Origin of the sequence: Streptococcus cristatus, from assembly GCF_001588905.1 — a bacterium.
GTDB classification, from domain to species: domain Bacteria; phylum Bacillota; class Bacilli; order Lactobacillales; family Streptococcaceae; genus Streptococcus; species Streptococcus cristatus_N.
In genome coordinates, this window is record NZ_LAWH01000044.1 from 1 (window position 1) to 14858 (window position 14858).

The window sequence follows — 14858 nt, forward strand, 5'->3', positions numbered from 1 at the left end:
ATCAGCTTTTACAGCCCTACTCAACTGTGCGGAGGTGGGACGACGAAATCGAATTCTAACGAATGACCAATTTCTGTCCCACTCTCATTTTTTTGGATTTTGCTTGGTCAAGTTGATGCCCCAAGGGATTAGGTTTTCAGTTTTATTTCGAATCCGCTGGATATTGTCCCGATGACGAAGGATGATAATAGCTGCTAAGAGAATGATAATTAGGGTAAAGAGGAAATCATAGCTTGGTAAGAGAAAGCCTAAAGCAGGGAAAATCAAGACAGACAGGATAGCCACGATTGCAGAAACCACGCTGGCAAGAGAAATCATACTTCCCAGATAGAGAGTTGTCACAAAGACAAATATCAGGTAGACAAAGAAAGCGGGTGAGAAGCCCAGAACAGCTCCTGCACTGGTCGCCACGGCTTTACCGCCCTTAAAGCCAGCAAAGATTGGAAAGGTATGCCCAATCACAGCCAAGAGGCCAAAAATCAGTGGTGAAATCCCTTCAATATGCAGGAAAAGCGGTAGCAGCGTTGCCAGTGTACCTTTGAAAAAGTCAATGGCAAAGGTGGCGGTGCCGGCCGTCTTTCCCAAGATACGGAAAGTATTGGTTGTGCCAGTATTGCCACTGCCGTATTCTCGCAGGTTCTTTTTAAAGAAAATCTGCCCAATCCACAAACCTGTCGGAATGGAGCCCAATAAATATGCTAGTAATAATCCAATTATCGTGTTCATCATGATTTTATTATACCATGATTTGGAACTTGGACAAAGGACTATGATAAGAATATTTTAAGTGAATTGTCTAGTCTGACGCTTGTAGCTAGTTTGCCTTTCTCTAAAATCACTTAAAATCCATATTCTATCAGTCTTTTTAAGGTTATTTTTTAGAAAAAACTTTGCAAAATTTACCAAAAACCTGTAAGATAATAAGGATGACTATCATGCAGGAGGTTCCTTGTGGCAAAAAAGGAAATCAATATTAACAATTATAATGACGATGCCATTCAGGTATTAGAAGGGTTGGATGCAGTCCGCAAACGTCCGGGGATGTATATCGGATCGACCGATGGAGCGGGACTCCACCATCTGGTCTGGGAGATTGTCGACAATGCTGTCGATGAAGCCTTGTCAGGCTTCGGTGACCGAATCGAGGTCACCATCAACAAGGACGGCAGTCTAACTGTCGCAGACCACGGACGCGGGATGCCGGTCGGCATGCACGCTATGGGCATTCCCACGGTTGAGGTTATTTTCACCGTTCTCCACGCCGGTGGTAAGTTTGGACAAGGCGGCTATAAGACTTCAGGCGGTCTCCACGGTGTAGGCTCCTCCGTTGTCAATGCCCTTTCCAGCTGGCTTGAAGTGGAAATCACACGTGATGGGACTGTTTACAAGCAGCGCTTTGAAAATGGTGGAAAACCAGTCACTACGCTCAAGAAAATCGGCACTGCACCTAAGTCCAAGTCTGGAACCAAAGTGACCTTCATGCCGGACGATACGATTTTTTCAACGACGGACTTCAAGTACAACGCCATTGCTGAGCGGCTGAAGGAATCAGCCTTCCTGCTCAAGAATGTCCGCCTGTCGCTGACCGATGCGCGGACTGGCGAAGAAGTAGAGTTCCACTATGAGAATGGGGTCGAAGACTTTGTCAGCTACCTCAACGAAGACAAGGAAACCCTGACTCCTGTTCTCTATTTTGAGGGCGAGGAGAGTGGTTTCCAAGTTCAAGTGGCCCTCCAGTATAACGACGGCTACTCTGACAATATCCTGTCCTTTGTCAATAACGTCCGCACCAAGGATGGTGGTACCCATGAGACGGGACTCAAGACCGCTATTACCAAGGCCATGAACGACTATGCCAGAAAGACAGGTCTGCTCAAGGAAAAGGACAAGAATCTGGAAGGCTCGGACTACCGTGAGGGTCTGGCTGCTGTCCTGTCCATCCTTGTACCAGAAGAACACCTCCAGTTTGAAGGTCAGACCAAGGATAAGCTGGGTAGCCCTTTGGCTCGTCCGGCTGTGGACTCCATCGTCTCTGACAAGCTGACCTTCTTCCTCTTGGAAAATGGTGAGCTGGCTTCCAATCTTATCCGCAAGGCTATCAAGGCCAGAGATGCCAGGGAAGCGGCCCGCAAGGCGCGTGACGAAAGCCGGAATGGCAAGAAGAATAAGAAAGACAAGGGCTTGCTCTCTGGTAAGTTGACTCCAGCCCAGTCCAAGAACCCAGCCAAGAACGAACTCTATCTGGTCGAGGGAGACTCTGCCGGTGGCTCTGCCAAGCAAGGCCGTGACCGTAAGTTCCAAGCCATCCTGCCCCTGCGTGGTAAAGTTATCAATACCGCCAAGGCTAAGATGGCCGATATTCTCAAGAACGAAGAAATCAACACCATGATCTACACGATTGGAGCGGGTGTTGGTACAGACTTTACCCTTGAGGATGCCAACTATGACAAGATCATCATCATGACCGATGCGGACACCGACGGTGCCCATATCCAGACCTTGCTGCTGACCTTTTTCTATCGCTATATGCGCCCGCTGGTCGAGGCTGGCCGCGTCTATATCGCCCTGCCGCCTCTCTACAAGATGTCCAAGGGGAAGGGCAAGAGCGAAGTCGTCGAGTATGCCTGGACCGATGGTGAGCTGGATGACCTGCGCCGCAAGTTTGGCAAGGGAGCCATGCTTCAGCGCTACAAGGGGCTCGGTGAAATGAACGCCGACCAACTCTGGGAAACCACTATGAATCCTGACACCCGCACCCTTATCCGTGTCACCATCGAAGACCTAGCCCGCGCCGAACGTCGCGTCAATGTCCTCATGGGCGACAAGGTCGAACCGCGCCGCAAGTGGATCGAGGATAATGTCAAGTTTACTTTGGAAGAAACGACGGCGTTTTAGTAATACTCAATCCCTATATACTATTTTCTGAACTCATTAGCACTTAATTACTAATGTTTCATAACTTATATAATTTAAGTGTTTTCGTGAAAGGTGTGATTCCCATGAGAACTGAACCCGAAATGCTAGATTTAATTTTGCAAACTGCAAAAGTACTACAAGTCAAAGCTGTCGCTATGTCTGGCTCGCGGACAAATCCAAATGCTCCCAAGGACGAGTTCCAAGACTATGATGTGGTCTACATTGTGGAGGATTTGGATGGTCTGTTAGCTGACCTGACTTGGTTGGAAAGGTTTGGCAAGCGCATAATCGAGCAGCATGTCCTACTAGGCCATCGCCGTCTCTACCTCATGCTTTTTGAAGATGGCAATCGGATAGATTTGACCCTTTGCCCCAAGGAGCACATCAAAGAGTGGGTGAATAGCGAAGCGGATTTCACGGTGCTGGATGACCCGCAGGGGCTGTTTGCTCCTTATGCACCGACACCCAAGCGCTATTGGACGACACCAGCCAGTGCGACTGACTTTGACAAATCCTGCAATGAATTCTGGTGGGTGTCAGCTTATGTGGTCAAGGGCATTTATCGGAACCACCTTGTCTATGCGACGGATCATCTGTATGGAATCTGCCAGCAAGAATTACTCAATCTTTTAGCTTGGCAAGTGGCGGCAGATAAGGGGACGGTTGAAGTTGGCAAGAACTACAAATACCTCTTTCAGCATTTGCCAGCTGAGAAAGAAAAGGAATTTACAGCCTTGCTTGACTTTTCTGACCAGAAAAAAATTACTAAGTCTCTCTTTGCTACCATGGACTTTTTCCACAAAGAAGCACAAGTCTTCTCTCTCAAAACCGGCTTCCACTATGACAAAGAAACTGCAGAGAAGATGATGGAGTATGCTGAGGAGAGGTTGAAATAGTTTCAGATACACTTACAAGATGAACAAATGCTTTAGTTTATAATAGCTATTGAGGTGAAATAGTATGTTGGATTTTATGTTTGGAATATTTTCTATGTTATTCCCATTTCTTCAGATTGTGTCCATAATCTTATCAATATATATTGCCTTACAAAATAACAAACTTGGCAAAAGATTTTATGGTTTATTTTTTCCTGTAATTATCACTATATGGAATATTTGGTTATTTTCCATAGATCGGACAGATATGTTTGATGATGCTTTAAGGTTTTATTTTTTTCTAATTGATTTTGGTTTACCTATGCTTATTTCTTCCACAATCTATCACTCAATACGCTTATATTATTTATACAAATCAATCAAGTGGAGAGTCTTCCCTATAAGTATCTGTTATTTATTCGGTTTAATTTTTCATTATCTTAATACAATGCATTGGGAGGAGCTATTTCGAGGGCAAAAGTTTGTATTTGATATCTTGCTGATATCAACTGCTATAATTTCTTATTTACCTTGTCTATATTTGTACATGCTTCAAAGAAGAAAGAACAATCCATAGGGAATAGTTGCTTTTGGTTAATCTAAATAAGTGTTTGTGAATGACTTAAATAGTATCTAAAAATATTTTTCTTAAGTACCAATTTTAATGTAAAAATCTACTCTACATTCTTTGAAAGGAGTTGAACACGCCCTAAATACTGTGTGAAAAAGATAAATTCTCTTGTGAGTATCGCTCGCTTTAAGAATTCCCTATTTTCACTTTGCATTTTACGGGCTTAGTATCCTATGTCCAACATTCAAAACATGTCCCTTGAGGACATCATGGGAGAGCGCTTTGGTCGCTACTCCAAATACATCATTCAAGAGCGGGCCCTGCCAGACATTCGAGATGGCTTGAAGCCTGTTCAGCGCCGTATTCTTTATTCGATGAACAAGGACGGCAACACCTTTGACAAAGGCTACCGCAAGTCTGCCAAGTCTGTCGGAAACATCATGGGGAATTTCCACCCCCACGGCGACAGCTCCATCTACGATGCCATGGTCCGCATGTCTCAGGATTGGAAAAATCGTGAGATTCTCGTTGAGATGCACGGGAACAATGGTTCCATGGATGGTGATCCACCGGCAGCTATGCGTTATACTGAGGCGCGCTTGTCTGAAATGGCTGGTTATCTTTTGCAGGATATTGAGAAAGATACCGTTCCTTTTGCTTGGAACTTCGACGATACCGAGAAGGAGCCGACCGTTCTGCCGGCAGCCTTTCCTAACCTCTTGGTCAATGGAGCAACTGGGATTTCCGCTGGTTATGCGACTGATATTCCGCCTCATAATCTAGCCGAAGTCATTGACGCGGTTATCTATATGATTGACCATCCGTCTGCCAAGGTGGACAAACTCATGGAGTTTCTGCCTGGTCCAGACTTCCCGACAGGAGCCATTGTCCAAGGCCGAGATGAGATTAAGAAAGCTTACGAGACTGGTAAAGGTCGCGTCGTAGTCCGCTCCAGAACTGAGATTGAAAAACTAAAGGGCGGAAAAGAGCAAATCGTCATCACCGAGATTCCTTACGAGATTAATAAGTCGGTCTTGGTCAAGAAAATCGACGATGTGCGGGTCAACAATAAGGTGGCTGGTATTGCTGAGGTGAGGGACGAATCAGACCGGGACGGTCTTCGTATTGCCATCGAGCTTAAGAAAGATGCTAATACCGAGCTGATTCTCAACTACCTCTTTAAGTACACTGATTTGCAGGTCAATTACAACTTTAACATGGTGGCAATCGACAACTTCACGCCTCGTTTGGTGGGAATTGTGCCAATCTTGACCAGTTATATTGCCCACCGCAAGGAGATTATTCTGGCTCGCAGCCGGTTTGACAAGGCCAAGGCTGAGAAACGACTGCATATCGTTGAAGGATTGATTCGGGTGCTTTCCATCTTGGACGAGGTGATCGCCCTGATTCGTGCTTCCGAAAACAAAGCAGACGCCAAGGAAAATCTTAAAGTCAGCTATGATTTCACCGAGGAGCAGGCTGAGGCTATCGTCACTCTCCAACTCTACCGTTTGACCAATACAGACGTAGTGGTTCTGGAAGAGGAAGAATCAGAGCTGCGCGAGAAGATTGCCATGCTGGCAGCTATTATCGGTGATGAGCGAACAATGTATAACCTCATGAAGCGTGAGCTCCGCGATGTCAAGAAGAAGTTTGGCAATCCGCGTCTCAGTGAGCTGCAGGATACGGCAAACGCCATCGAGATTGATACAGCTAGTCTGATTGTTGAGGAAGAGACCTATGTCAGCGTGACTCGTTCTGGTTATATCAAGCGGACCAGTCCGCGTTCCTTCTCTGCTTCAACCCTAGAGGAGATGGGCAAGCGTGACGATGACCGACTGATTTTTGTTAGCCCAGCCAAGACGACCCAGCATTTATTGATTTTCACTAGCCTGGGAAATGTCATTTACCGGCCTGTTCATGAGCTGTCAGATATCCGATGGAAAGAAATCGGAGAACACCTCAGCCAGACCATTAGTAACTTTGATACCAAAGAAGAGGTTATCTATACAGAATTGCTGGACAGTTTTGAGGAAGGCACTTACTTTGCAGCGACCAAGCTGGGCCAAATCAAGCGTGTAGAGCGTAAAGAATTCAGTCCTTGGCGGACCTATAAGTCTAAGTCGCTTAAGTTTGCCAAGCTGAAAAATGAAGACGATCAGGTTATTGCTCTGGCGCCGATTAAGCTGGATGATGTTATGCTCGTGACCAAGAATGGCTATGCCCTGCGCTTCAATATTGAGGAAGTACCTGTCATCGGAGCTAAAGCAGCTGGGGTTAAAGCTATTAACCTCAAGAAGGACGATGTCCTAGCAGCAGCCTTTATTGCCAATACTGAATCGCTTTACATCCTGACTCAGCGCGGTTCGCTCAAGCGTATGGCGGTCGCAGATATTCCTGTTACCAGTCGGGCAAATCGCGGTCTTCAAGTTCTGAGAGAGCTTAAGACCAAGCCGCATCGTGTCTTCATAGCTGGTCCAGTCTATGACGAAGCAGCAGACTTTGACCTCTTTACAACAGAAGCTGAAGCCAGTGAAGAGCAGATTTTGCAAGTCCTTTCTAATAAAGGAACGGTCTATGAAATCAATCTGGCCGATTTTAGCCTGTCTGAGCGAACCAGTAATGGCAGCTTCATCTCTGATACTATTTCAGACGAAGAAGTCTTCTCAGCTTATATCAAGTAATCAACAAGCCAGTTCACACGAACTGGTTTTTTAAAAAATAAATTTTCAGAAAATTGAAAATAATGATTGAATTTTTCAGAAAAAGGTGTACAATAGGGAGTATCTATAAATTGAAAGATAAGGAAAAGAGGAAAAAGACTATGACAGTGAATCTTGATTGGGAAAATCTTGGCTTTTCATATATGAAATTGCCCTATCGCTATATCGCTTATTATCGGAATGGCCAGTGGGAGGAAGGACAGCTGACAGAAGATGCGACCCTGCATATTTCTGAGTCTTCACCAAGTCTTCACTATGGTCAGCAGGCTTTCGAAGGTCTAAAGGCTTATCGTACCAAGGATGGCAGTGTTCAGCTTTTCCGTCCAGATGAGAATGCTAAGCGCCTGCAACGCACATGCGATCGTCTATTGATGCCACAAGTTTCAACTGAAATGTTTGTGGAAGCGTGTAAGGCTGTTGTCCGCGCCAATGAAGACTATGTACCGCCATATGGAACAGGGGGAACTCTTTACCTTCGTCCCCTATTGATTGGTATCGGAGATATCATCGGTGTAAAACCAGCAGAGGAGTATATTTTTACGATTTTTGCTATGCCAGTTGGAAACTACTTCAAGGGTGGTTTGGTTCCAACCAACTTCTTGATCCAAGATGAATATGACCGTGCAGCTCCACATGGTACGGGTGCGGCTAAGGTGGGTGGTAACTACGCAGCTAGTCTCCTACCCGGTAAGATGGCTAAGTCTCGCAACTTTTCAGATGTTATCTACCTAGATCCGTCAACTCATACCAAAATTGAAGAAGTCGGATCAGCCAACTTCTTTGGAATCACGGCAGACAATGAATTTGTGACTCCGCTTAGCCCGTCTATTCTCCCATCTATTACTAAATATTCTTTGCTTTACTTGGCAGAACACCGCTTGGGCTTGACGCCAATTGAAGGTGACGTTCCGATTGACAATTTGGATCGCTTTGTCGAAGCAGGAGCCTGTGGTACGGCAGCAGTTATCTCACCAATTGGAGGAATCCAGCATGGCGATGATTTCCATGTGTTCTATAGCGAGACAGAAGTCGGTCCAGTGACTCGCAGACTCTACGATGAGCTGACTGGTATCCAATTTGGTGATGTAGAAGCTCCAGAAGGTTGGATTGTAAAAGTAGACGAATAACTTAAAGAGCCTTTTGAGGCTCTTTTTATTGAGGAAATCACTTGCCAGCTTTGCTATTTTTGTGTAAAATAGAAACTTGAAAGAGGTAGAAGAATGAGTAAAAAAGATAAAAAAATTGAGATTCAGATTGCGGATAGTAAGGTGAAGCTTGGCGCTGATCAATTTGATGGCTACACCCTTTCTATTGGGAAAAAAGTCATTGGGGAGATTGCCGAGTTTGACGGCCAATTTGCTATTGTCAAGAATGGAAATGTTGAAAGTTTATATAAAAAGCTTGAAAAAGCGGTGGAAACTTTGATTGAAACCTACAATTTAGGAAAATAAGGGCTTGCGCTTTTATTAGATTAATGATATAATTGATATCGTTGATTGTCGGAGAGATAGCGAAGAGGCTAAACGCGGCGGACTGTAAATCCGCTCCTTCGGGTTCGGGGGTTCGAATCCCTCTCTCTCCATTTCATCATTGGGGTATAGCCAAGCGGTAAGGCAAGGGACTTTGACTCCCTCATGCGTTGGTTCGAATCCAGCTACCCCAGTTCTTAGGTAATATATCAGATAAAGGATAAAATATCGTCGGATATTTTATTTCTTTATAGGGTGGAAAACGGTAAAGATAAATCAATGTCGTTTGCGGGTGCTTAGGAAAATAATTATAAGTATGTCAAGTAGTATACTTGATTGTTGGAGGATTTTTTTAGATGAATGAATTTGAAGATTTGCTAAACAGTGTTAGCCAAGTCGAGCCAGGTGATGTCGTTACTGCTGAAGTATTGACAGTGGATGCTAACCAAGCTAATGTTGCCATTGCTGGTACTGGTGTTGAAGGGGTTTTGACTCTGCGTGAGTTGACAAATGATCGTGATGCTGACATCAATGACTTTGTAAAACCAGGTGACACACTTGAATTGCTTGTTCTTCGTCAAGTAGTAGGTAAAGATACAGACACAGTTACTTACCTAGTATCTAAAAAACGTTTAGAAGCTCGCAAAGCATGGGACAAATTGGTTGGTCGTGAAGAAGAAGTTGTTACTGTTAAGGGCACTCGTGCTGTTAAAGGTGGACTTTCTGTTGAGTTTGAAGGACTTCGTGGATTTATTCCAGCTTCAATGCTCGATACTCGTTTCGTTCGCAACACTGAACGTTTTGTAGGTCAAGAATTTGATGCTAAGATCAAAGAAGTAGATCCAAAAGAAAACCGCTTCATCCTTTCACGTCGTGAAGTTGTAGAAGCAGAAGCTGCAGCAGCGCGTGCAGAAGTATTTGGTAAATTGAATGTTGGTGATGTTGTAACTGGTAAAGTTGCGCGCATCACAAGCTTCGGTGCTTTCATTGACCTTGGTGGTGTTGATGGTTTGGTTCACTTGACTGAACTTTCTCACGAGCGCAACGTTTCACCAAAATCTGTTGTTTCAGTTGGTGACGAAATCGAAGTAAAAGTTCTTGATTTGAACGAAGAAGAAGGCCGCGTGTCTCTTTCACTTAAAGCTACAACTCCTGGACCATGGGATGGTGTTGAACAAAAACTTGCTGCTGGCGATGTAGTTGAAGGTACAGTAAAACGTTTGACTGACTTCGGTGCTTTCGTTGAAGTATTGCCAGGTATCGACGGACTTGTTCACATCTCACAAATTTCACACAAACGTGTTGAAAATCCAAAAGATGCTCTTAAAGTTGGTCAAGAAGTAACTGTTAAAGTTCTTGAAGTGAATGCTGCTGCTGAGCGTGTATCACTTTCTATCAAGGCTCTTGAAGAGCGTCCAGCTCAAGAAGAAGGCCAAAAAGAAGAAAAACGTCAATCTCGTCCACGTCGTCCACGTCGTCAAGAAAAACGTGACTTCGAGCTTCCAGAAACTCAAACTGGTTTCTCAATGGCTGATCTTTTCGGTGACATCGAATTGTAATTTACTTAAGAAGAGGCTGAGTTTCTCAGCTTCTTTTTTCGTCTTTTCAAGAGGGACTTTGTATCCGAGTCATTTATTGCGATACTTGCTCTTTATGCATATTCAGTTTTATTTAAGCGAAAGATGCTAGACTAAATCTCTCGTGCATTCTATGAGAAAGGAGCCTGCCGTGAAGTTTATTTTTAATTGTCTGAGATCTGTATTTCGCTTGCTTTGGCGGCTGATCTGGGGGCTTATTTGGTCTGTGGCACTCAGTTTCCTTGTTCTTGTAGGTGTATTTTATTTTACTACTTCGACAGAGACGGGGGCAGAGGGATTATCGCAGGCTCTTCGAACTACTGTTACTCAAGTGGATCAATTCTTAACGCATCAAGGATTTTCCACTGGTCTTCAGACTAGTGAGGGAATTCAGTCCCATCAGCTGACAGATGAGCATAAAGGGACGGGAGCTTGCTGGGAGAAGGCTAGTGCTACGGTATATATCGATACCACTAATGAAACTTTTCGTTCAGCCTATCAGGAGGCCATCGATGCTTGGAATCAGACAGGTGCCTTCACCTTTCAAATCATCAATGACAAAGACAAGGCAGATATTGTTGCGACGGAGATGAATGACGGCAATGTCAGTGCAGCTGGTGAGGCTGAGTCGCAGACCAATCTCCTCACCAAACGATTTACTCATGTGACTGTTCGCCTTAATAGTTATTACTTGCTGGACAGACGCTATGGTTACTCTCATGAGCGGATTGTTAATACAGCAGCGCACGAATTGGGCCATGCTATCGGATTAGACCATAATGAGGAGGAATCAGTGATGCAGTCGGCAGGCTCATTTTATAGCATTCAGCCGATAGATATCCAGGCTGTAAAAGACTTGTATCAATCATAAAGGTATGCTAAAATCGATTTTTAATATTATTAGACGCTTCCCAGAGCAAGTTTTTCTCTTTCTTTTTAACTCAGGCATTTTTGCTTGGCTGTGGAAAAGCGGCAGCGATATTGCTAACCAGCTAGGCATGACTGCAGCTTGGGAAAGTCATGTTCCAGCCCCGATTCAGGCCTTCTTTGGCGAGAATGTTGAGACAGTTCAAGGATTTTTCCAGCATTCAGCCATTATGTGGCTGATTGGTTCTATGATTATTCTTTGGATTGTTCGTTTTGTCAAAGGGATGATAAAGCTAAGTCTCTTTGTTTTGATTATTTTGCTGGGCATTTATCTGGTCATGCAAAATCAAGAAGTTCTAGGGAGTTTTCTGTAAACTACAAGCAATTTATAGAAGAAAATTCTTCTAATACGAAGAGACTTAATTGAGCGAGAGCAAGTCTTTTATAGCAAATTCAGAGCAAGCTTTCCGAGAAGTTTTTAGGAAGTCTTTCACTGTTTGCTCTTGGTTCCTACTTTTATCTAAAATCGAGGATTCAAGCTTGAAAAAGCTTGATGAGCCTTGGTCATGCTTAGTAAAAAAGCTTCTAAAAAATATTTTTTTAAAAAAAGCAAAAGAAAGGGTTTACATTCACGTTTTGATGTGCTATAATGAAACCATAAATTGAATAGGGTGAGCGTTACTAAGTTGGATTAGGCGTGACCGCAAATGAATTGGAAGAGGCAAGTGCTCTTGTGTTTTTCCGTTTGTTTGCGGTCATTTTTATTTCACGAAAACCCAAGAAAATGATAAGGAGGGAACCATGTATCGAATCATACTTCCTATGAATAACAATGTTGCTCTAGCCAAACATGAAAATGGTGAAGAGGTTGTTCTGATTGGTAGTGGGATAGCATTCAATAAGAAAAAGGGTGATCCTGTTCTGGAAAGTAAGATTGAGAAAGTCTTTCGTATGAGAACGGAAGAGTCCAAGGAAAACTTTGTGGCCTTGCTCAAAGATGTTCCACTAGACTTTATCACAGTGACCTATGATGTGATTGACACGCTTTCCAAGAAATACCATTACCCAGTCCAGGAGTATATCTATGTCACACTGACGGACCATATCTACTGTTCTTATCAAGCGGTTCAGCAGGGGCGGTACAAGAGCAGTGACCTTCCAGATGCTTCAGGTAAATATCCCACTCCTTATCAAATCGCGCAAGAAGCAGTGGCTATTTATCGGGAACGACTCTTAGAAGCTTTTCCAGAGGATGAAATAAATAGAATTGCTTATCACTTTATCAATGCAGAAGGAGTCTCCAATCCAGCAGGTCAGGGTTATTTGGATCAGCGGAAGGAAATTCTAGCTGCTGTAGAAGAAGAGCTAAGAAAACAGGGAATAAAAAGAACATCGGATAATAGCAACTTCTATGATCGGTTTATGATTCATCTTAATTACTTCTTAGATTACTTAGACAGAAGCCGAGATGATAATGTTTCACTGTTAGAAATGGAAAGTCAGATTAAACTGACCTATCCCAAAGCTTATCAAATCGGAAGTAGGCTATATGAGATTATTGCCCAGAAAACTGGAATAGACTTGTATCATAGTGAGCGAGTTTATCTGGTCTTACATATTCAACGATTATTATAAGGAACATTAAAAGGAGGATCTATCATGAATAGAGAAGAAGTAACATTACTTGGTTTTGAAATCGTAGCCTACGCTGGTGACGCCCGCTCCAAGTTGCTGGAAGCATTAAATGCAGCGCAGGCTGGAGAATTTGCCCGCGCTGAAAGTTTGGTGGAAGAAGCAAATGCTTGTATTGTCGAAGCGCACCATGCTCAGACCAGCCTTTTGACCAAAGAAGCTGCTGGTGAGGACTTGGCTTATAGCGTGACGATGATGCACGGCCAAGACCACCTGATGACAACCTTGTTGCTCAAGGATTTGATGAAACACATGATTGAACTATACAAAAGAGGAGTGAAATAATGAACAAACTCATCGGACTTATTGAGAAAGGGAAGCCTTTCTTTGAGAAGATTTCTCGGAACATCTACCTCCGTGCTATTCGGGATGGCTTTATCGCTGGTATGCCAGTCATCCTCTTCTCATCTATCTTTATCTTGATTGCCTATGTGCCAAATGCTTGGGGCTTCCACTGGTCTAAGGAAATGGAAACTTTCTTAATGACCCCTTATAGCTATTCGATGGGGATTCTGGCTTTCTTTGTGGGTGGGACCACTGCAAAGGCTTTGACAGACTCTGTCAATCGCAGCCTGCCTGCGACAAACCAGATTAACTTCTTGTCTACTATGCTGGCTTCTATGGTCGGCTTCCTCCTCATGGCGGCTGAACCTGCCAAGGAAGGTGGCTTCCTGACTGCCTTCATGGGAACTAAAGGTCTTTTGACAGCTTTCATCGCAGCCTTTGTTACGGTTAATGTCTACAAGGTTTGTGTAAAAAATAATGTTACCATCCGCATGCCTGAAGAAGTTCCACCAAATATTTCGCAAGTGTTTAAAGACTTGATTCCATTTACTGTCTCAGTCGTTCTGCTCTACGGCTTGGAGTTGCTTGTTAAAGCAAGTTTGGGAGTAACGGTTGCAGAATCTATCGGAACGCTTCTAGCTCCGCTTTTCTCAGCGGCAGATGGCTATCTGGGAATCACGCTTATCTTTGGTGCTTATGCTTTCTTCTGGTTCGTGGGAATTCACGGTCCGTCTATCGTTGAGCCTGCCATTGCTGCTATTACTTATGCCAATATCGATGCCAACTTGGCTCTAGTTCAAGCTGGTCAACATGCGGATAAGGTCATTACTTCTGGTACTCAAATGTTCATCGTTACCATGGGTGGTACTGGTGCGACCTTGATTGTTCCTTTCCTCTTCATGTGGATCTGTAAGTCTGAGCGTAATCGTGCGATTGGACGGGCATCTGTTGTCCCAACTTTCTTTGGTGTTAATGAGCCCATTCTCTTTGGTGCTCCAATCGTACTGAATCCAATTTTCTTTATTCCATTTATCTTTGCACCTATCGCAAACGTATGGATTTTCAAATTCTTTGTTGATACCTTAAACATGAACTCCTTCTCAGCCAACCTTCCTTGGGTAACACCTGGACCTCTGGGAATTGTGCTGGGTACCAACTTCCAGCTTCTGTCCTTTGTTCTTGCAGCCCTTCTTGTCGTAGTAGATGTGATTATTTATTATCCATTTGTCAAGGTTTATGACGAACAAATCTTAGAAGAAGAACGTTCTGGCAAAGCCAACGATGCTCTTAAAGAAAAAGTAGCTGCTAACTTTAACACTGCTAAAGCGGACGCTATCCTTGAAAAAGCAGGAGTGGATGAAGAAGCTCCAGCTCAAAACAATATTAGCGAAGAAACCAATGTTCTGGTGCTCTGTGCGGGTGGTGGTACTAGTGGATTGCTGGCCAACGCTTTGAATAAAGCAGCAGCTGAATACAATGTTCCTGTCAAAGCAGCAGCGGGTGGCTACGGTGCTCACCGTGAAATGCTGCCTGAGTTTGACTTGGTTATCCTGGCCCCTCAAGTTGCTTCCAACTTTGAAGACATGAAGGCGGAAACTGATAAGTTGGGGATCAAGCTGGCTAAGACTGAAGGTGGCCAATACATCAAACTAACGCGTGATGGCAAAGGAGCACTTGCCTTCGTGCAGGAACAATTTAACAACTAAATCTGTTTATTTGAGATGAAGCAACTTGATAGAGAGTGGGACAGAAATCGGTAATTCGTTAGAATTCGATTTCGTCGTCCCACCTCCGCACAGTTGAGTAGGGCTGTAAAAGCTGATGAAATCAGCGTAATAGAGCCCACTCAACCACTGCGTCTTGCTCGACAATCCAAAGACAAT

Annotated in this window: 12 protein-coding genes and 2 tRNA genes; 13 read left to right on the forward strand and 1 reads right to left on the reverse strand. The window is 44.0% G+C overall.

What is annotated here, in order from left to right; translation table 11 throughout:
- Nucleotides 1-84: 84 nt before the first annotated feature.
- Nucleotides 85-729 (reverse strand): glycerol-3-phosphate 1-O-acyltransferase PlsY, encoded by a 645-nt coding sequence (gene plsY / locus A0765_RS08615; protein WP_062006055.1) that lies wholly within the window; start codon nt 727-729, stop codon nt 85-87.
- Between the two features lie 222 nt (nt 730-951).
- Here plsY and parE point away from each other — a divergent pair, with 222 nt between their 5' ends.
- From parE to A0765_RS08690, 13 genes are all read left to right on the forward strand, one after another.
- Nucleotides 952-2895: a DNA topoisomerase IV subunit B gene (gene parE / locus A0765_RS08620; RefSeq protein ID WP_062006057.1), complete on the forward strand. Its 1944-nt coding sequence runs from the start codon at nt 952-954 to the stop codon at nt 2893-2895.
- A gap of 104 nt (nt 2896-2999) precedes the next feature.
- Nucleotides 3000-3812: an aminoglycoside 6-adenylyltransferase gene (locus A0765_RS08625; RefSeq protein ID WP_062006059.1), complete on the forward strand. Its 813-nt coding sequence runs from the start codon at nt 3000-3002 to the stop codon at nt 3810-3812.
- Nucleotides 3813-4595: 783 nt separating this feature from the next.
- Complete coding sequence (gene parC, locus A0765_RS08635) at nt 4596-7046, forward strand: DNA topoisomerase IV subunit A (protein ID WP_062006063.1); 2451 nt, start codon at nt 4596-4598, stop codon at nt 7044-7046.
- A 62-nt stretch (nt 7047-7108) separates the two neighbouring features.
- On the forward strand, nt 7109-8212 hold the full coding sequence (locus A0765_RS08640) for a branched-chain amino acid aminotransferase (protein WP_081108139.1): 1104 nt from the start codon (nt 7109-7111) through the stop codon (nt 8210-8212).
- Between the two features lie 93 nt (nt 8213-8305).
- Nucleotides 8306-8536: a DUF2969 domain-containing protein gene (locus A0765_RS08645; RefSeq protein ID WP_015604623.1), complete on the forward strand. Its 231-nt coding sequence runs from the start codon at nt 8306-8308 to the stop codon at nt 8534-8536.
- Between the two features lie 50 nt (nt 8537-8586).
- Nucleotides 8587-8667: transfer RNA gene (locus tag A0765_RS08650), tRNA-Tyr, on the forward strand.
- Nucleotides 8668-8676: 9 nt separating this feature from the next.
- Nucleotides 8677-8748 (forward strand) — tRNA-Gln (locus A0765_RS08655).
- A 162-nt stretch (nt 8749-8910) separates the two neighbouring features.
- Nucleotides 8911-10113, forward strand: a complete 1203-nt coding sequence (rpsA, locus tag A0765_RS08660) for a 30S ribosomal protein S1 (RefSeq protein ID WP_015604624.1) — start codon at nt 8911-8913, stop codon at nt 10111-10113.
- Nucleotides 10114-10264: 151 nt separating this feature from the next.
- Nucleotides 10265-11002 carry a matrixin family metalloprotease gene (locus A0765_RS08665; protein WP_179856159.1) on the forward strand — a complete coding sequence of 246 codons (738 nt, stop codon included), beginning with the start codon at nt 10265-10267 and terminating at the stop codon, nt 11000-11002.
- A 4-nt stretch (nt 11003-11006) separates the two neighbouring features.
- Nucleotides 11007-11372 carry a hypothetical protein gene (locus A0765_RS08670; RefSeq protein WP_062006074.1) on the forward strand — a complete coding sequence of 122 codons (366 nt, stop codon included), beginning with the start codon at nt 11007-11009 and terminating at the stop codon, nt 11370-11372.
- A gap of 427 nt (nt 11373-11799) precedes the next feature.
- The gene (locus A0765_RS08680) at nt 11800-12633 is read left to right on the forward strand and encodes a PRD domain-containing protein (protein ID WP_062006077.1); all 834 of its coding nucleotides are present in this window, start codon (nt 11800-11802) and stop codon (nt 12631-12633) included.
- 24 nt (nt 12634-12657) lie between these two features.
- Nucleotides 12658-12975 (forward strand): PTS lactose transporter subunit IIA, encoded by a 318-nt coding sequence (gene lacF, locus A0765_RS08685; RefSeq protein WP_062006079.1) that lies wholly within the window; start codon nt 12658-12660, stop codon nt 12973-12975.
- Nucleotides 12975-14681, forward strand: coding sequence for a lactose-specific PTS transporter subunit EIIC (locus A0765_RS08690; RefSeq protein ID WP_062006081.1), 1707 nt, complete (start codon nt 12975-12977; stop codon nt 14679-14681). Before lacF ends, A0765_RS08690 begins: the two co-directional genes overlap by 1 nt.
- Nucleotides 14682-14858 lie beyond the last annotated feature (177 nt).